This window comes from Paenibacillus sp. lzh-N1, assembly GCF_002872435.1.
Lineage (GTDB): Bacteria > Bacillota > Bacilli > Paenibacillales > Paenibacillaceae > Paenibacillus > Paenibacillus polymyxa_C.
On sequence record NZ_CP025696.1, the window covers coordinates 3,657,390 to 3,677,133 of the forward strand.

At 45.4% G+C, this 19,744-nt stretch carries 16 protein-coding genes; all 16 read left to right on the forward strand.

Features of this window, described 5'->3' with window-relative positions; all coding sequences use genetic code 11:
• Window positions 1-144 precede the first annotated feature (144 nt).
• Window positions 145-795 carry an RsfA family transcriptional regulator gene (locus tag C0638_RS16680; RefSeq protein ID WP_013372107.1) on the forward strand — a complete coding sequence of 217 codons (651 nt, stop codon included), beginning with the start codon at window positions 145-147 and terminating at the stop codon, window positions 793-795.
• Between the two features lie 103 nt (window positions 796-898).
• Window positions 899-1,879: a ketopantoate reductase family protein gene (locus tag C0638_RS16685; protein ID WP_058711723.1), complete on the forward strand. Its 981-nt coding sequence runs from the start codon at window positions 899-901 to the stop codon at window positions 1,877-1,879.
• 4 nt (window positions 1,880-1,883) lie between these two features.
• Window positions 1,884-2,273 carry a DUF3397 domain-containing protein gene (locus C0638_RS16690; protein WP_013372105.1) on the forward strand — a complete coding sequence of 130 codons (390 nt, stop codon included), beginning with the start codon at window positions 1,884-1,886 and terminating at the stop codon, window positions 2,271-2,273.
• Between the two features lie 153 nt (window positions 2,274-2,426).
• Window positions 2,427-4,127, forward strand: coding sequence for a peptide ABC transporter substrate-binding protein (locus tag C0638_RS16695; RefSeq protein WP_040103323.1), 1,701 nt, complete (start codon window positions 2,427-2,429; stop codon window positions 4,125-4,127).
• Window positions 4,128-4,324: 197 nt separating this feature from the next.
• Window positions 4,325-5,257: an ABC transporter permease gene (locus C0638_RS16700; RefSeq protein WP_016821554.1), complete on the forward strand. Its 933-nt coding sequence runs from the start codon at window positions 4,325-4,327 to the stop codon at window positions 5,255-5,257.
• A gap of 4 nt (window positions 5,258-5,261) precedes the next feature.
• A complete protein-coding gene (locus C0638_RS16705; RefSeq protein ID WP_016821553.1) occupies window positions 5,262-6,212 on the forward strand; it encodes an ABC transporter permease in 951 nt (316 codons plus the stop codon).
• A gap of 11 nt (window positions 6,213-6,223) precedes the next feature.
• Entirely contained in the window at window positions 6,224-7,162 is a 939-nt protein-coding gene (locus tag C0638_RS16710; protein ID WP_016821552.1) for an ABC transporter ATP-binding protein, read from the forward strand.
• 122 nt (window positions 7,163-7,284) lie between these two features.
• A complete protein-coding gene (gene bshC, locus C0638_RS16715; RefSeq protein ID WP_058711724.1) occupies window positions 7,285-8,916 on the forward strand; it encodes a bacillithiol biosynthesis cysteine-adding enzyme BshC in 1,632 nt (543 codons plus the stop codon).
• A gap of 43 nt (window positions 8,917-8,959) precedes the next feature.
• A complete protein-coding gene (locus tag C0638_RS16720; protein WP_058711725.1) occupies window positions 8,960-10,225 on the forward strand; it encodes an adenosylhomocysteinase in 1,266 nt (421 codons plus the stop codon).
• A 329-nt stretch (window positions 10,226-10,554) separates the two neighbouring features.
• Entirely contained in the window at window positions 10,555-10,992 is a 438-nt protein-coding gene (mraZ, locus tag C0638_RS16725) for a division/cell wall cluster transcriptional repressor MraZ (protein WP_013311099.1), read from the forward strand.
• Window positions 10,993-11,009: 17 nt separating this feature from the next.
• Entirely contained in the window at window positions 11,010-11,960 is a 951-nt protein-coding gene (gene rsmH, locus C0638_RS16730) for a 16S rRNA (cytosine(1402)-N(4))-methyltransferase RsmH (protein ID WP_013372098.1), read from the forward strand.
• Window positions 11,961-11,984: 24 nt separating this feature from the next.
• Entirely contained in the window at window positions 11,985-12,365 is a 381-nt protein-coding gene (locus C0638_RS16735) for a type VI secretion system membrane subunit TssM (protein WP_013372097.1), read from the forward strand.
• Window positions 12,366-12,425: 60 nt separating this feature from the next.
• On the forward strand, window positions 12,426-14,780 hold the full coding sequence (locus tag C0638_RS16740) for a penicillin-binding transpeptidase domain-containing protein (RefSeq protein ID WP_058711726.1): 2,355 nt from the start codon (window positions 12,426-12,428) through the stop codon (window positions 14,778-14,780).
• An 81-nt stretch (window positions 14,781-14,861) separates the two neighbouring features.
• A complete protein-coding gene (locus C0638_RS16745) occupies window positions 14,862-16,778 on the forward strand; it encodes a stage V sporulation protein D (protein WP_058711727.1) in 1,917 nt (638 codons plus the stop codon).
• Between the two features lie 55 nt (window positions 16,779-16,833).
• Complete coding sequence (locus C0638_RS16750) at window positions 16,834-18,321, forward strand: UDP-N-acetylmuramoyl-L-alanyl-D-glutamate--2,6-diaminopimelate ligase (RefSeq protein ID WP_058711728.1); 1,488 nt, start codon at window positions 16,834-16,836, stop codon at window positions 18,319-18,321.
• The gene (locus C0638_RS16755) at window positions 18,321-19,724 is read left to right on the forward strand and encodes a UDP-N-acetylmuramoyl-tripeptide--D-alanyl-D-alanine ligase (RefSeq protein WP_058711729.1); all 1,404 of its coding nucleotides are present in this window, start codon (window positions 18,321-18,323) and stop codon (window positions 19,722-19,724) included. Before C0638_RS16750 ends, C0638_RS16755 begins: the two co-directional genes overlap by 1 nt.
• Window positions 19,725-19,744 lie beyond the last annotated feature (20 nt).

Sequence of the window (19,744 nt, forward strand, 5' to 3'; positions counted from 1 at the left end):
AAATACAATTTAGTATCAAATAGATTCTATGAACTCTACGAGAGGCATAGGAATGAATAAACAGCTTTTATACCCTATTCAAATACCGGCAAGATCGGTTCATGAAGACGGTTATTTCAGGATGTTGTTAGGAGGGCTAGAGGCATGACTGCAATAAGACAAGATGCATGGAGTGCGGAAGATGACTTGATATTGGCGGAGGTGACATTGCGGCATATCCGGGAAGGTGGAACACAGCTCGCTGCGTTTGAGGAGGTTGGACAAAAAATAGGTAGAACCTCTGCAGCATGCGGCTTTCGTTGGAATAGCTGCGTGCGCAAACGTTACGATGAAGCGATTGGCATTGCCAAAGCACAGCGCCAGAAGCGCAGTTATATTCGTAAGCAGAGCCCGGTAGGTGTATCGCAGGTGGCGGCCTTTGCCACGCTCGATCCAGTCGAAGGGGGATACAGAACAGATGGAACGAGCGAAGATACGTTATCTATTGATGCAGTAATTCGCTTCTTGCGTCAATGGAAGGGATCTATGCAGGAGACGAATCGGCAGATTAAGATGCTGGAGAAAGATTTGCGGGAAAAGGAAGAAGAATTAAATCAGCTTCGCTCCATTAATGACCGGCTGTCCAAAGAAGTGAATGATGTGCAGACCGACTATCGTGTTGTAAATGATGATTATAAAGCTCTGATTCAGATTATGGACCGTGCCCGGCGATTAGCTTTAATCACTGAAGATGAGGAAGAGCTTAAATCCAGGTTCAAAATGGACGCTAATGGGAATCTGGAGCGCATTGAGTAGCAAGATTACAATAGCTATCTAAATAAAACGTCAACTATCGTTTGTCCGTAGTTGGCGTTTTTTGTTATTTCATTGGAGTGCATATGATATAGTAGAAAAAAAGATGGAAGCGAGACGATACAAAGTGATTGATATTATTGGAGCGGGTTCGCTGGGATTGCTGTTTGCCGGGAGATTATCGGCCACGGGTGCTACAGTAAGGCTGTGGACACGAACACTTGAACAGGCACACATCATTGCTCGTGAAGGGATCACTGTCCTTGATAATGAGGGGCAGGTGGTTGTTCATGTGGCGGGGGACCAATTAAAGGTAGCGCCATTGGCAGATTGGCAACGGTTAAATTCACAGGCTCCGGCACGGTGGATTATGTTTTTGACCAAACAGGGAGCGATAGGAGAAGTACTGGAACAGATCCAGCCTGTGGCTCAAACGGAAACAGATCCAGGGATTATTTGTTTGCAAAATGGAATCGGTCATATAGAACGCATCAGGCAGGCGTGGCCTAAAGCTGTATTATACCCTGCTGTGACAACCGAAGGAGCCAAGAAACAGGGGGCAGCATCCATTTTGCATGCAGGATCGGGCGTGACTGAAATTGGATTTTCGGAGGAAGGAGAGGGGGAGCACAACAATCAATTCAAACAATGTGTGCTAAATCGGCTGCTTGCAGCAGGATTTGACGTTTGCTTGTCGAAAGAAATCGAGAAAGGGATTTATCGCAAGTTGTTGATTAACGCTGTGATCAATCCACTGACAGCCGTATGGCGAGTTCGAAATGGCGAGCTGCTATCGGAGCCTGTTCGAATACATATGATGCGTAAGCTATATGATGAAGGCATTCAAGTGTATGAAGCTCATGGTATCCGCTGGGAAAGTTCATGGTGGGATCAAATTATGGATGTTTGCCGGGCAACGGCAGAGAATCACTCATCTATGCTAGCTGATGTACTTGCACAGTCCATGACCGAAGTTGCTTCCATTAACGGGCAACTGGTGCAGATGGCAAAGCGAGCTGGGATTAGTGCACCAACTCATGAGGTATTGTGGCAATTAATTGAAGGAATGCGGCTAAAAGAGGGGTGATCAGTTGAGTCTTATACAAGGTACTATTATCACTTTCAGTATTCTTCCCTTTTTTCCGTTTTTGATCGTGTTTGCGGTTTGTCGCTACATTCTTAAAATGGAAAAGAAGAAATCATTGCTTACTTCTATGGATATTACCACTTTTTTTCTGATATTTTCCGTCGCAGCACTCTTTAATGTCCTGTTTACATCCCGATTCGGTTTTTATTTGATTCTACTGCTCTTGTTACTGGCATTGGGTTTAATTGGAGGAGCTCAAAACCGAATAAAGGGAAAGGTTGATGGTAAAAGATTATGTAGAGCGGTCTGGAGATTAACTTTTATGGCGATGACATTGGCGTATACTTTGTTGACTGTTGTTGGTATATTTAAAAATATATTCAACTCTATGTGATGAAATATGACATCGAATGATGAAAAAATATGAATTAATCATGTTTTTTTGAAAAAAAAGCTCAATTTGAAGAAATGTAATGTAGATTTTTTTGACCGCTGGTTGTATAATCTATAAACATATACCACTTTAGAACTAGGGGGAAAACGCTAGATGAAAAGGAAAAGCTTTTTAGTCCTTTTGACACTCGTTCTTGCAGTTGGCGCACTGCTCGCAGGTTGCGGCGGCAAGAATGATACCAATGGTAAGGGCGCACAAGAAAACACCTCGACTACGCCGGCCCCGGCCGACAAGCAAATTTTGCGCGTTAACCTTTCTTCCGAGCCGCCAACCTTCGATCCGGCACAAGCTCAGGATAGTCAAACCAACGCGGTTCTGAAAACTTTGTATGAAGGTCTCGTACGTATGGGTCCTGACGGCAAAGAAATCCCTGGCGTAGCTGAATCTTGGAAAATCTCCGATGACGGCAAAACCTACACGTTCAAGCTTCGTGATACTGCAAAATGGAGTAATGGCGACCCAGTCAAAGCAAGTGACTTCGTATTCGCTTGGCAACGGGTATTGGACCCTTCGACGGCTCCTGCACCTCCATATGCTTACCAATTGTACTATATCAAAAATGCTGAGGGCTACAACCTGAGCACTTCGAAATCTTATAAAGGAACAAAAATTACAGACTTTAAAGATGTAGGTGTCAAAGCTGTTGATGACCATACATTGCAAGTAGAACTGGAACACCCAACTCCTTACTTCCTGGGATTGACTTCTTTCTACACTTTCTATCCTGTAAATCCTTCTATTAAAGGTAATGACAAGTGGGCAGTTCAGAAAGATAGCATGATTACTAACGGACCTTTCACATTAACGGCTTGGGATAGCGGTCAAAAGATCGAAGTTTCCAAGAACGAAAACTACTGGGGTAAAGACGAAATCAAGTTGAGCAAGATTACAATGTCCCTTGTAAATAGTGGTGCAACTGAACTGGCTTCGTACAGAAGTGGACAACTTGATTATTCAGGTATGCCAAACGGCGAAATCCCTACTGATCAAATTACAGCTGTGAAAAACGAATTGCCTAATGAATTTAAGGCTAAAGGAATTGCAAGTACGTACTACTATCTGTTTAATGTAACAGAAAAACCATTTAATAATGCTAAAATCCGTAAAGCGTTTGCGATGGCTATTCAACGCCAACCGATCGTTGAACGTGTAACAATGGGCGGTCAAATTCCTGCTTACGGCTTTGTACCTCCAGGCATCAAAGGAGTTTCTCAAGAATTCCGTAGTGAGCATAAAGATGATTTCTTCAAAGAAGATTTCACTGAAGCGAAAAAATTGCTTCAAGAAGGTATGAAAGAAGAAGGAATGACTACGCTTCCTACAATAACAATGCTGTACAACTCCAGTGAAAGTCACCAAAAGATTGCTTTGGCAGTAGCTGATATGTGGAAGAAAAACCTTGGTGTAGATGTTAAAACTCAAAACCAAGAGTGGGGCGTATTTATCCAAACACGTAACAAGCTGAATTTCCAAATCGCTCGTGGTGGTTGGTCTGCTGACTATAATGATCCGATGACATTCCTGGATATGTGGACAACAGGCAATGGTAACAACAACTCAGGTTACGCTAACCCTGCGTATGATGAATTGATTAAAGCTGCCAAAACAGAAACTGATCCAGCTAAACGAATGGAAGATTTCGCGAAGGCAGAGAAAATTCTGGTTCAAGATGATATGGTAATGCTTCCGATCTATTACTATTCAAATGTTTCTTTAACGAAACAGAATGTAAAAGACATTGCGCTTGACTTTAGTGGAGCAATTGATTTCACAAGAGCGTATATTACACAGTAACTGAAGCTTAATTCTGAAGTTTGATAGTTACTTCGGGATATATATGTGGATTGAACCATATATATCCCGTTTTTTTTGTGTGTCCTAGTCTTTTCCATCATCATGTAACCATGCAAATAAGTAGATTGGACAGTCCAATTCTATTTCGATAAAATCGAATGGTGTCGAAAAAAATTTATGGGGGGTGTAAACGGGCAATGACGCGTTATTTGATCAGTAAATTCTTTTATATGTTGCTGTCTTTGTTCATTCTGATCTCTGCGACGTTTTTTCTCATGAAAGCAATTCCGGGTAACCCCTTCATGAGTGAAAAAGCGACTTCTCCTGAGATTCAAGCCCGGTTAATGGAACAATATGGGCTGGATAAGCCTGTATATGTCCAATATTTTAAATACTTAGGTGATATTGCTTCAGGTGATTTTGGTATTTCTATGAAAAAACTGAATCAAAGTGTAACTGACATTATCGGACAAACGTTTACGGTTTCCCTCAAACTCGGTTTTGTTGCCATAATCGTGTCGATAATTGTCGGTATCTTGCTAGGAATGCTAGCAGCTTTGTATCATCGTAGGCTCATAGATAACGTCGCTATGGTATTAGCTATTATGGGGATTGCGGTTCCCAGCTTCGTTCTGGCATCGTTAATTCAATTTTTCTTTGCTCAACAGTTAGGCTGGTTTAATGTTATGGGCTTTGAAGGCCCGATGGATTACTTCTTGCCAGTTGCGGCTCTATCTGCTTCACCGATTGCGTTTATCGCTCGACTAACGCGTTCCAGTATGCTGGAAGTGCTTCATGCAGATTACATTAAGACTGCCAAGGCTAAAGGCTTGAAATCCATTACAATTATGTTCAAACACGTTATACGTAATGCCATTCTGCCGGTTGTTACCTATGTAGGACCAATGACAGCCAATATTATTACAGGTTCGGTTGTTATTGAACGAATCTTCGGGATTGGCGGTATCGGTAAGGTGTTCGTAGATAGTATTACAACCCGTGATTATACGATGATTATGGGAGTTACTATTTTTTACGGTATTTTGCTGATGGTGGCACGTTTTATTACGGATATTGCATATGGATTTATTGATCCGCGGATTAAGCTTACTGGCGGGAAGGAGGGATAACTTTATGTCTGTTAAAGATAATGCTGTGAACTTGGATAAACTTCAGGTGAAACCGGAAGATTTCCAGAGGGTCGGAGCGGATGAAAAGCAGTCTGAAGTTATTCAGCGTGAAAGCTTATCCGCTTGGCGAGATGCTTGGGAGCGACTTCGTAAAAATAAATTGGCTATGACGAGCTTAAGCGTTTTGGTTCTCATTGTGCTTGCTTCAATTATTGGTCCGATGCTGTCGCCATACGATGACCGCACGAATGATTTGTTGAGCACCAATCTTCCTCCATCGGCGGAACATTGGTTCGGAACAGATGATCTGGGGCGTGATATGTTTGTACGTACTTGGATGGGCGCACGGATTTCATTGATTATTGGTTTGGCTGCTGCAATGATTGACTTGATGATTGGTGTAATTTATGGTGGAATTATGGGTTACTTTGGTGGCCGCGTTGATGAAATCATGAATAAATTTTCTGAAATCTTGTATTCGATTCCTTACTTGCTTGTTACAATTCTGTTGCTGGTTGTACTGGAGCCAAGTATCACCACAATTATTATTGCGCTCTGTGTAACAGGGTGGATTAACATGTCGTGGATTGTACGTGGTGAAATGCTGCAACTTAAAAACCGAGAATTCGTACTTGCTTCCCGTTCAATGGGTGCTGGTGCAGGTCGTTTGTTGTTCCGTCACTTGTTGCCTAACGCGGTAGGACCAATCATTGTCACATTGACCTTGACGGTTCCAAGCGCTATTTTCTCCGAGGCATTCCTGAGCTTCCTTGGATTAGGGGTACAGGCTCCTCAGGCGTCGCTGGGTTCAATGATTGAATCAGCTCTGACAGGGTGGATGTATTATCCGTGGCGGATGCTTTTCCCAGCAGGTTTGATCAGTTTGATTATGCTTGCGTTCAACCTTTTTGGCGACGGCTTGCGTGATGCGCTTGATCCGAAGTTGAAGAAATAGGAGGTGAGATCATGGTGAGTAGCAACAATTTAATTGAGGTTGAAGGTCTTAAAAAGTATTTTAATGTTGGCAAAAACCGTGTGCTCAAAGCGGTGGATAACCTGAATTTCTATATTCGTGAGGGTGAAACGCTGGGTATGGTTGGCGAATCCGGTTGTGGTAAATCTACAGCGGGTCGTACTATTTTGCGCTTGTATGAACCTACAGCAGGTAGCGTACGTTTTAACGGCACAGATATTTACAAATTATCACCGGGTAAAATGAAAGCAATGCGTCGTGATATGCAGATGATCTTTCAAGATCCGTATGCATCATTGAACCCGCGTTTTACTGTGTCTGATATTATTGGTGAGGCACTGGATATTCACAATATGGCAGGTAGCCGTGCAGAACGTAAAAAACGGATTGAGGAGTTACTTGATCTGGTTGGTTTGAACCCTGACCATGCAACACGCTATCCGCATGAGTTTTCTGGTGGCCAACGTCAACGGATCGGTATTGCCCGTGCATTGGCTGTTAATCCTAAGTTCATCATTTGTGATGAGCCGATTTCAGCGCTTGACGTATCCATTCAGGCTCAAGTTGTCAACCTGTTAAAAGAGCTTCAAGAACGTCTGGGCCTGACGTACCTGTTCATTGCGCATGATCTGTCGATGGTCAAGCACATTAGTGATCGGGTAGCTGTAATGTATAGAGGCAGAATGGTGGAGCTTGCTGAAAGCTCTGAATTATATGCCAATCCGATTCATCCGTATACGAAAATGCTTTTGTCGGCTATTCCACTTCCTGACCCGGAAGTCGAAGCCAACAAAAAACGAATTATTATGCCTGACGATCAAGGCGGACCGATTCATAACGCGTCCGATAATAAGGCAGGGGCTTATAACCTGGAAAATGCCACGCTTATCGAAGTGTCTAAAGGACATTTTGTAGCTGAACCTTACGCTTGATCTTGTTCTATATACCAACCGCCGAGTTATTCGGCGGTTTTTTTTATAGGAAGCTTTGACGTGGACAGGGGCTTTCGGTACAATCAAGCAGTAAGGTTTTGGTGGAGACAGGAGGCAGACCCATGAAAATAGTTCCGGAAACGCTTCGCGGAGGGTCGGCTTTGGCAGAAGACTACATACAGGGTACAGGACGCGCAAGCGATTTGTATGAATATGATATTCTGCACGCCGATGCTTATGCCCAAAGGGCGAAGTGGCTGGATAAAACGGAGCATCTGCGATTAAACCGTAAGGATGTCGTAGCATGTCTTCGTATATACAATGAGCAACACAACTCGCATGAGGTGGTTCATGCTTCATTGGATCGTTTGGAAAGTCCAGATGCTTTAGTAGTCGTTGGCGGACAGCAAAGTGGACTATTCACAGGTCCGATGCTGGTCATTTACAAAGCTGCTACGATTATTAAAGCAGCTAGAGAAGCTGAGGAACGGCTTGGACGTCCGGTTATTCCGATTTTCTGGATTGCTGGTGAAGATCATGACTGGGACGAGGTCAATCATACATACGTAATGGCGAAAGACCCGCAAGCAGTTAAAATCAAGCTGAATAAGCAGCCTGAACGCCGTTCTTCAGTTAGTGGCATTAAAGTCGATACGGTTGAGTGGAAACAAGCGATGGCGGATATAGAGCAAAGCTTGCCAGATTCAGAACATAAGACTGATATTATGCGCATGATTGAGCAGGGTGTGACAAAATCATATGGATTAAGTGAGGCCTTTGCCAGGCTGATGGGCCGTTTGTTTGGTGCCTATGGATTGGTGCTCATGGATTCTGCAGATCCTTTACTGCGCAAGCTGGAGGCATCCGTTTTTAGACAGTTGGTTCAGCACAATGATGAGTTGGAGACAGCGTATAAGACAACCGCTACGCGGATCGTGGACTATGGTTATCATTTACAAGCGGATGTGCATGAAGGTGGTGCGAACCTTTTTTACATTCATGAAGAGGAACGCCTGCTGCTTTTCAAAAAAGCTGGTTTATTCACAGATCGACGCGGTTTGGTGGCATTTACAGCGGATGAACTGCTTGAAGAAATAGATAGACACCCCGAACGTTTTAGTAACAATGTACTAACCCGTCCGCTCATGCAGGATTCACTGTTCCCGGTACTGGGATCTGTGCTGGGTCTAGGAGAAATTGCCTACTGGGCAATTACACGGGACGCTTTTGGAGTGCTCGGGATGCAGATGCCAATACTGCTGCCCCGTATGTCTTTTACATTGATGGAGCCAGGCGTGGAGAAGCATATGCTTAAGTACGAACTAACTTTTGGTCAAGTTAGAGACGGGCTTGAGGAACGAAAAAAGCAATGGATTGCCACTCAAGATCAGCTTGGAATGCAGGATCAGTTTTCCGAGGCTAAGGATGCTTTTATCCGTATGTATAAACCGCTTATACAGCAGACAGGAATGATAGAGAAAGGTTTGCTACAGCTCGGAGAAACCAACTGCGAGAAAATTCTGGGGCAGATTGACTATCTGGAGGCAAAGGTGCAGGAAGCGCTGCTTCGGCAAAATGGAACAGCACTTCGCCATTGGGATCATATCGAATGGTCGCTTTTCCCATTTGGACAGCCGCAGGAGCGTGCGTATACCATCTATCATTTTCTGAACCGTTACGGTCTCGACCTGATGGATATGATTATGAACGTACCTTTGGATTTGTCGGGGACGCATCGTGTGATTTATGTATAATGATTATAAATGAATTTAACTAATATATAGGAGGAAATAACGTATGACTTCCCATTCTCTGCAAAATAGCATTATTCACGATCTTAAATTGGCCCCTGAAGGGCATTTGAAAATTGATTGGGTAGAAGCCCATATGCCGGTATTGAACCGCATACGTCAACAATTCGAGCAAGAGCAGCCTTTTGCCGGTCTGAAGGTAACGATTTGTTTACATCTGGAGGCCAAAACGGCTTATCTGGCTAAAGTGGTACAAGCAGGTGGAGCACAGGTCACCATTACGGGTAGTAACCCTTTGTCAACACAAGATGATGTTTGCGCCGCATTAGTTGAAGATGGCGTTACGGTATTGGCTAAATACAACCCAGAACCAGAGGAATTCAAGAATTTGCAAATCAAGGCACTGGAAACTAAGCCAGATCTCATTATAGATGACGGTGGCGACCTGGTTACTCTGTTGCAATCTGAACGGCCTGATCTGATTTCTACGATCCGTGGAGGAGCAGAGGAGACCACTACAGGGATTATTCGTTTGAAGGCTTTGGAAAAAGAAGGGCAGCTTCACTTTCCGATGGTGGCTGTAAATGATGCTTACTGTAAATATTTGTTCGACAACCGCTATGGTACGGGTCAGTCAGCTTTCGACGGTATTATTCGTACGACTAATCTGGTTGTGGCAGGAAGTACAGTGGTTGTGGTGGGTTATGGATGGTGTGGCAAAGGAGTTGCAATGCGTGCAAAAGGGCTGGGAGCCAACGTTGTTGTAACTGAAGTTGATCCAATCAAGGCTGTAGAAGCCCATATGGATGGTTTTCATGTATTGCCAATGGTGGAAGCTGCCAAACTGGGTGACTTCTTCATTACAGTAACTGGAAATAAAGCTGTAATTACAGGGGAGCACTTTGATGTTATGAAGGATGGAGCTGTGCTGTGTAACGCAGGGCATTTTGATGTGGAGGTTAGTAAGCCTGAGCTTGCCAAACGCTCCGAATCCATTCGCACGGTACGTCGCAATATCGAGGAATACCGCTTTAAAGATGGACGTAAAATGTATTTGCTCGCAGAAGGGCGTCTCGTGAATCTGGCTGCCGCTGACGGTCATCCTGCAGAGATTATGGATACCACATTTGCGCTTCAGGCACTCGGCTTGAAATATGTGAATGATCGTTACAACGAGCTGGGCAAAGCCGTGATTAATGTTCCTTATGAAATTGATGAGCAAGTGGCTCGATTCAAGCTTGATAGTCTGGGAATCAAGATTGATACATTAACAGAAGACCAAAAAGTCTATCTGGACAGCTGGAACGCGTAATCATTTTCAGTAACGATGTCCGCTGCAGGAGTATTGCATTTTTTAATGTAATTGCTTGTATAGGTTGACATATGGAACGAGTATAAGCCCTTTATTCCATGATGTTTCGAAACCTGATGCATATTGTCGGGGATTCGGCTTCATGGGATAAGGGGCTTTTTGGCATCTTATGACGCAGGGCTACAATAACAGACAGCATGCCATGAATCTAGAATTATCACTTTTTCGTCATGAAAAAGAGGTCTTTGATTTTTTAAAGCGAATCTATTATGCTTAGGTGGTGGAAAGTGGGCCAAAGTGGGAGAATGGGGTAAGGGGTGACGAAACCAATGTTTATGGGGGAGTTCCAACATAGCATTGATGAGAAGGGACGGCTTACTGTCCCGGCCAAGTTTCGTGAACTTCTTGGTGCCTCGTTCGTGGTTACCCGCGGGCTGGATCAATGCCTCTTCGTGTATCCCATGGATGAGTGGGCTGTTATGGAGAAAAAACTTAAAGCACTGCCTTTGATGAAGGCTGATGCGCGGGCGTTTACTCGTTTTTTTTTCTCGGGGGCGACTGAATGCGAATTGGACAAACAGGGCAGGGTAAATTTACCGGGGAATTTGTGCGAATACGCCAAGCTTACAAAAGAGTGCGTCGTATTGGGAGTGTCCACCCGGGTAGAGATTTGGAGCAAGCACACTTGGGAGCAATATTTCAACCAATCAGAAGAAGCATTTAACGACATTGCTGAGAAATTGGTTGATTTCAACTTTGAATTGTAATTTAGGAGGTCAGCCGTTTGTTTCACCACATTACCGTACTCAAGGAAGAAGCAACACAGGCACTAAACATCAGGCAGGACGGGATTTATGTGGACTGCACGTTGGGAGGGGCAGGACACAGTTCCGTCATTGCATCACAGCTTGGCCCTGAGGGGAGGCTTATTGCCTTTGATCAGGACGACTGGGCATTGAACAATGCACGAGAGAAGCTGTCAGCCTATGAAGGAAAGATTTCATTAGTGAAATCCAACTTCCGCCACTTGCAGGACAAGCTGGCCGAACTGGGATTGCCCGAAAAAGACGGCGTCCCGCAGGTCCAGGGTATTTTGTTCGACCTGGGTGTATCCTCGCCCCAGTTCGATGAGGGGGAGCGGGGATTCAGTTACAATCATGATGCGCCGCTTGATATGCGGATGGATCAGAGCAGTTCGCTTACGGCATACGAAATTGTTAATGAATGGCCGGAAGCGGAGATTGCGCGGATCCTGTTTCAATATGGAGAAGAGAAGTTCTCCAGGCGGATCGCAAAGATCATGGTTGAACGTAGAATGAACAAGCCTATTCACACAACGGGGGAACTTGTCGATATTATCAAAGAAGGAATTCCGGCTGCGGCACGCAGAACCGGGGGACATCCGGCTAAACGCAGTTTTCAGGCTTTACGGATTGCTGTGAATGATGAGCTGGGTGCACTGGAAGATACTTTGCATCAGGCAGTAAGATGTCTGGCTCCAGGGGGCAGAATTTCGGTTATTACGTTTCATTCCTTGGAGGATCGGATATGCAAGCATATTTTCAAGGAGTATTTAGCGAAAAGCATCTATCCGTCTGATTTGCCGATTCTGGATGACAAAATGGTAGGCGATCTAAAGCTGGTGAATCGTAAGCCGATTGTGGCATCAGAACAGGAATTGGAGCTTAATCCACGATCCCGGTCAGCCAAGCTGAGAGTTGCCGAAAAATTGTAAATTTAATGGAGAAGGAGAGGCGACATGGCTTATACACGCGGTAATTTGGCTGTAAAAGAAAGAGCCCGTCAGGAACAGGTTCAGCAACAACGGTATCGTGAGACCACCAAAGTCGTTACACGCCGCAGAGAGCTGCCGATTCGAGAAAAGCTGCTGTATCTATTGACACTTGTAGCATGCATTGTCATTGCGGGGACGTTGATTGGCAGATATGCTCACATTTATCAAATTAATTATGCGATTAATACAGCCAGCAAGGACATTTCCAAATTACAGACCAATATCGCCCAATTGAAGATTCAGAAGGAACGTCTGGAGAATCAGATTGTGCCGACTGCGAAGGAACAAGGATATATCGAACCAACAAGAGAGCCCATTCGTGTGGAAAAGCAGGCTGCCAAATAGTTAAGAGCATAGCATCAAGCTATGCTCTGACGTATATTTTTTTGCAGAGAGGTTTGAGCTATGGTCAAAAGAATAAAGCTTCGCACACTGCTGATAGGGGGATGTATTACCCTCTTTTTTCTTGTTCTGCTACTTAAAGTATTTTGGATTCAAGTCGTAAGTGGGGAATATTGGCATAATCTAGTAGTTACACAGGTAGAAAAAGATCAGGTGATTCAACCCAAGCGTGGAACCATAATGGACCGTAAAGGGAATGTACTAGCTACGGATGCACCGGCTTACACGGTGGTTGTCAACCCTAGCATCATTCAAGAGTATGATCTGGAGAATGAGGTTGTAGCCAAGCTGCATCAGCTACTCAAAACGCCTGAAGATGAGCTGAGAAGACATCTATCTGCAAAGGATAAAGAGGGTAACTATTTAAAAAACCGTGAGATTCGTAATGGAGGCTGGAAGGTAGACCCTGAGGTGAAAACACAGGTCGATACGTTCAAAGAGTATTTGAAGGATAAGTATGAGGTAGTTGGAGCTGTGGACACTGTTCAGGAATCCAAACGCTATTATCCGGAAAATAAGCTGGCTTCTCATATCCTTGGCTATCAACGAAAAGATGGTACTGCAGGTATGGGGTTGGAAGCTTATTACAATAAAGAGCTCTCTGGCACGGCTGGAAAGCTTCTGTATCAGCGGGACCGAAAGGGAGTTCCTCTTCAGGGATCGGAAAGTGTCTACGAGCCGGCACAAAATGGTAAAAATTTAAAGCTGACGGTTGACGATACGATTCAGTATTATATAGAGGATGCCATGCAGCAGGCGATTGCAACATATAATCCGAAAACGATGACGGTTGTAGCAGCTGATCCCAAAACAATGGATGTTCTCGGTATGGCAAGCTACCCGAATTTTAATCCCAATACATATGGGAGTGCATCTTTGGAAAATTTCCGTAATAATGCTACACAGTCGATCTATGAGCCAGGTTCTACGTTTAAGATAGTAACCTTGGCTGCTGCGGTCCAAGAAAAGGTATTTAATCCGAATGAGACCTATCAATCTGGTATGATTCGCGTCGGAGGCTGGGATATTCGTGACGTAAGCCGTAACTGGGGAACGTTAACCTATCTTCAAGGGGTCAAGCGTTCAAGTAACGTCGGTTTCGTCCATTTGGGACTGAATAAGTTGGGTGGCGAGAGGCTGAAGAAATATATCAATAACTTTGGATTTGGTATGAAAACAGGCATCGATCTTCCAAGTGAGTCTACCGGAGCTATTACATTCCATACCCAGTACAAATCCGAAGTCGCGACGGCTGCATATGGACACGGACGTGTTCAGGTAACGCCAATTCAGCAGGTGGCAGCGATCTCGGCAATTGCTAACGGAGGGAAGTTGATGCAGCCTCATCTGGTGAAGGAAATTATAAACCCAGATACAGGCGAAGTGCAGACGATTCAACCGAAGGAAGTCCGCCGAGTGATTACTCAGGAATCTGCAGCTCAGACAAGCAGCTATCTGGAGCAGGTCGTGTCTGACCAAGAAATTGGTACGGGACGTCTTGCTTATATCGACGGGTACCGTGTTGCTGGTAAAACAGGGACGGCGACGAAAGTCGTCGGAAAAGTTTACGATCATTCGAAGGATGTCGTGTCTTTTATTGGTTTTGCACCAGTAAATGATCCGAAAATAGCTGTCTTAGTTGTTATGGATGAACCTAACAAATCGGTAGGCGGCGGTACAGCAGCAGCACCTGTGTTTAAAAAAATCGTGTCCCAATCGCTGCAGTATATGGGGGTTCCCAAAACAGGAACCAAAACGAATAAATCAGGTGAAGCTGCAGTAAAAACGGTGAATTTGCCAACGGTACCACAATTAACAGGCCAAGTGAAGAAGGATGCGCAAAATGCATTGCTCAAACAGGGGATTGCTTACGAAACGGTAGGTAAAGGCTCCAAAATTGTTCGTCAGTATCCTGAAGCAGGCGTCAAAATGAAACCAGGACAGCGCATTTATTTGCTGACTGAGGATAGTGCCAACATGACGATTCCCGATTTTACAGGTGTCTCGTTGCGTGACACACTTCAAGTTCTGACGCTTATGAAGGTTGGTGTTCAGGTAAGCGGTGAAGGGTATGTTGTCTCTCAAAAGGCACAAATGGTAAATGGCAAGCGGGTCGTCAGTGTTACGCTTCAGCCGGCCAAAGAAACAGTGACCGGAGTGAAGCCGGAGGAAACACAGGATTCGACCACTGGAGTTGCAGTTAACGAGACTGGTAATGCAACGAAAACGGAGGCTGATACTAAAACCAAAACCGATACTACTGCGGATACTGAAACAAATGCGGGAACTCCTAAGGGAGGGATATCTGCTGTAGCAGATGAAAAAAGTGCTGCCGCGATTAAAGGCGAAGATAACTGATAGCTTGTTCTAATGTCCGTTCTTTTGAATATTCATGAGGTAAGACATGTCATGAGTATTTGAGGAACGGAGGGGGCGCGTTTGAAAAAATCTAACGTGACCATGCGGCGTAGGCTGGTATGGGGGCTACTGGGATTGTTTGTATTGTTTGCGGCCTTGTCGATCCGGCTCGCCTATGTTCAATTGGGTAAAGGAGGCGAGCTCTCAGCCAAGGCTGAGGATTCGTGGCGCCGCAATATTCCTTTTGCCGCCAAGCGTGGCGAAATTTTGGATCGGCAGGGTACTGCGCTGACCTATAATGTCAGTTCGCCGACTGTCATGGCGATACCAGTACAGATTAAGGAGCCGGAAGAAACGGCACGCAGGCTGGCGCCCTTGCTAGATATGAGTGAGGATAAAGTGCTCAAGCTGATTACCAAACGAACAGCAAGCCAAAAACTTCAGCCCGGCGGACGAAAAATTACGATGGAGAAAGCCCAGAAAATTCGTGATTTGAAGCTGCCGGGTATCGTTGTTGCTGAAGACAACAAACGTTATTATCCTTATGGTGATCTAGCGGCTCATATTCTTGGATTTACCGGAATTGATAATCAAGGGCTGACAGGTGTAGAGAAGCAGCAAAACAGCAAGCTTCGAGGAATCGATGGAAGCATCGCGTATTTATCAGACGCAGGTGGCCGCCTGATGCCTGGTTCTTCTGAAAAGTACATTGAACCGAAGGATGGACTGAATTTACAATTAACCATTGATAAATCGGTGCAATCCATTATGGAACGGGAGCTTGACCAAGCCATGGTCAAATTTCAGGCGAAGTCCGCGCTGTCTATTGCGATGAACCCCAAGACGGGTGAAATATTAGGCATGGCTGGACGACCAAGCTATGAGCCAGCGCTTTACAAGCAATATGCGCCTGAAATTTATAATCGAAATCTGCCAATTTGGATGACATATGAACCTGGTTCTACTTTTAAAATTATTACACTGGCCGCTGCCTTGGAAGAAAAGAAGGTTAATCTTAAAAATGACCGTTTCTTTGATCCGGGATATATTGAAGTCGGTGGAGCACGCCTGCGTTGTTGGAAAAAAGGCGGGCATGGCAGCCAGACCTTTCTTCAAGTGGTGGAAAATTCATGCAATCCGGGTTTTGTAACGTTGGGACAACGTCTGGGCAAAGAAACACTGTTCAAGTACATTCGCAATTTCGGCTTCGGCAGCAAAACAGGAATTGACATGATCGGTGAGGGCAATGGCATTTTGTTCAAGCTACCTCAGGTCGGACCTGTAGAGCTGGCTACTACGGCCTTTGGTCAAGGGGTATCTGTCACTCCGATTCAGCAGGTTACGGCTGTGTCGGCAGCAATCAATGGTGGCAATCTTTATAAGCCTCACATCACAAAAGGCTGGATTCAGCCCGAAACCGGAAAGGTTCTAGAAAAAGTGGAGCCGGAACTGGTGCGTAGAGTTGTTTCAGAGGATACCTCTCGACAGGTAAGGGAAGCGCTGGAAAGTGTTGTAGCTAAAGGTACAGGTCGTCCTGCCTTTATTGAGGGTTACCGGGTTGGAGGTAAAACGGGTACAGCACAAAAGGTGATTAACGGACGTTATTCTTCCTCGGAGCATATTGTATCCTTTATTGGTTTTGCTCCGGCGGATGATCCGCAAATCGTCGTCTATACTGCTGTCGATAACCCGAAAGGGATTCAATTCGGCGGTGTGGTTGCTGCGCCAATCGTGCAAAATATTTTAAAGGATGCACTGATTGCCTTGAAAATACCGCCTCGTACCAATCAAATTGCCAAAGAGTACAAGTATGGGGAAAAACCGATCGAAACGGTACCCGATCTAGTAGGTGCCACTGCAGCTGATTTATACGAAGATATGAATATGAACTTTATGCTCGTGAAATCTGGGTCAGGCAAGACGGTCATAAGTCAGGCACCGAAGCCAGGCTCTCGATTGGAACGAGGATCAACGATCCGTATATATATGGGGGATTGATAGGTTCTTTTTATACCATACTATGAATAACGAGAGAGCAATGGAGGAATGTAAGATGCAGCTTCAACAATTGGCTTCACTGCTGGCCGTCTCCCGAGTGGTGGGTGACGGTACAGTGGATTGCCGAGGAATCGGGGCGGATTCACGTCGTGTCCAGCCGGGAGACTTATTTCTGTGCTTACCCGGGTTTACAGTAGATGGACATGACTATGCTGGGCAGGCCGTTGCGTCCGGAGCGGCGGCTTTGGTCGTAGAGAGAGAACTGGATGTGCCTGTTCCGCAGCTTGTTGTTAAGGATGCGCGACATGCCATGGCGGTTTTGGCGGATTATATGTTTGATTCACCAAGCCGCCGTATGCGCATGATCGGCATAACCGGAACGAACGGGAAAACAACGATAACGTACCTGATTGAAAAAATTATGCAGGACGCCGGGGTGAACACCGGGCTGATTGGTACCATTCAAATGCGTTACAACGGCCAGTCTTATCCTATGTCCGGCACTACGCCTGAAGCAGTAGAACTGCAACGTTATCTCGGGAATATGGCAGAGCAAGGGGTTCAATGCTGTGTCATGGAGGTATCCTCACATGCTTTGGAGCAGGGCCGTGTCAAAGGAACAGATTTTCGTACCGCTATATTTACAAACCTGACGCAGGACCATCTAGACTATCACAACACGATGGAGGAGTACCGCGCTGCCAAGGGACTTTTGTTCTCCAGACTGGGAAATGCCTTCTCGCGTGATGCATCCAATAGTAAATATGCTGTTCTGAATGCAGATGATCCGGCCTCTTCCTATTTGCAGGCTCAAACTGCGGCCCAAGTGGTTACCTACGGCGTAGAAAAGGATTCGGATGTGCAAGCGTCTCGTATCACTATAAGTGCCAAGGGAACCTCCTTCCATGTATCCACTTTTAAAGGAGAAACTGACATTGAGCTTCGAATGGTAGGCAAGTTTAATGTGTACAACGCACTAGCAGCCATTTCAGCTGCTTTGCTGGAAGGTATCTCACTGGTAGATATCAAGCGGAGCCTGGAATCTATCGCAGGCGTGGATGGGCGCGTAGAGCCTGTTGATGCGGGTCAACCCTTTGCTGTAATTGTTGATTATGCCCATACGCCAGACGGATTGGAAAATGTCCTTCGCACCGTAAAGGAATTTGCGACTGGTAAAGTATGGTGTGTGTTTGGTTGCGGCGGAGATCGAGATCGTACAAAACGTCCGTTGATGGGGAAAATTGCTGCACGATACAGCGATCATTCGTTTATTACTTCCGACAATCCGCGAACAGAAGACCCGATAGTGATTTTGAAAGATATCGAACAAGGGTTGATTGATGAAGGTGTACCTGCCGAACGTTATGAACTGATCGTGGATCGCAGAACTGCAATTCATAAAGCTGTTGAAATGGCAAGCCCTGACGATGTAGTATTGATTGCGGGAAAAGGTCATGAGACTTACCAGTTGATCGGAAAAACGGTGCATGAATTCGATGATCGCATCGTAGCCAAAGAAGCGATAAGGGGTTTATCCAAGTGATGAAAAGAACAATCGGTCAGATTGCATCCATGTGTGGAGGAACACTTCACGCAGAGGCGGACGCCGAACGGATGGTTGAGGGCGTTTTTACAGACTCACGCAGGCCGCAGAGTCTGGGACTGTTCGTTCCACTCGTGGGTGAACGATTTGATGGACATCATTATGTTCAGCAGATCGTAAGCGAGAGAGGGGCAACAGCATATTTATGGCAAAAGGATCATGGAGCACCTCCGACTGTCAATGCTATTGAGGTCGAGGATACGTTAGAAGCTCTTCAGCATCTAGCAGCTGCATACTTGCGCGAAACTGGCGTTTCTGTCGTTGGAATCACGGGAAGCAACGGCAAGACGACGACAAAAGATATTGTAAATGCTCTATTAGGCACGACTTTTAAAGTACACAAAACCGAAGGGAATTATAACAATCATATCGGGTTGCCTTTAACAGTACTGTCCATGCCGCAGGATACAGATATCCTGATTCTGGAGATGGGCATGAGTGGACGCGGGGAAATCCGTCTGCTGGCTAATATTGCCCAACCAGATGTAGCTGTCATAACTAACATTGGCGAATCGCATTTACTTCAGCTTGGTTCTCGCACTGAAATTGCTCGTGCAAAGCTGGAAATCGCAAGTGGGATTAAACCCGGTGGATTGCTTATCTATAATGGGGATGAACCACTACTTCCACAAGTGTTGGCGGAGCCTGAAACGGTCAAGCCTGAAGGATTAAAATTATTCACGTTCGGGTTAGCTGCGGACAATGATGATTATCCAACTGAAATCACTTCGGATGGAGAAGGTAGCTTATTCATAACAGCCCAATCCGGCCAAGAGGCTTTCCGGCTTCCCTTGCTCGGACAGCACAATGTTGTAAACGGATTGGCAGCGCTGGCGGTAGCACGTCATTTCAATGTGGATTCAGACCATATACGTAAAGGGTTGTCGTCTTTAAAGCTGACGGGCATGCGCATTGAGGTCGTGAAGTGTTCGGATGGACTTACGGTGCTAAATGACGCTTACAATGCCAGTCCTGCTTCAATGAAGGCTGCAATTCAGACGTTGTCTGCATATAAAACGGGTGGACGTAAAATTGCCGTGCTTGGTGACATGCTGGAGCTGGGCGCTGAGGAAAAGCAATTTCATGAAGAAATTGGGCGTTTTGCTGCAAAGCATAACATAGAGGCACTGTTTACTTATGGTGCGTTAGGCGCCTTGATTGCGCAGGGTGCGCAAGGGACAATGCCAACTGCTAACGTACACGCTTATACAGATAAGCAAAAGCTGATCCAGCATTTGCGGTCTTATCTCCATGCCGATGATATTGTGCTGGTTAAGGCATCCAGAGGGATGCGATTAGAAGAAATTGTGGATGCGCTGAAAAACGGTCCGCTACAGAACTGATGTTGACGAGAGGGAGACTC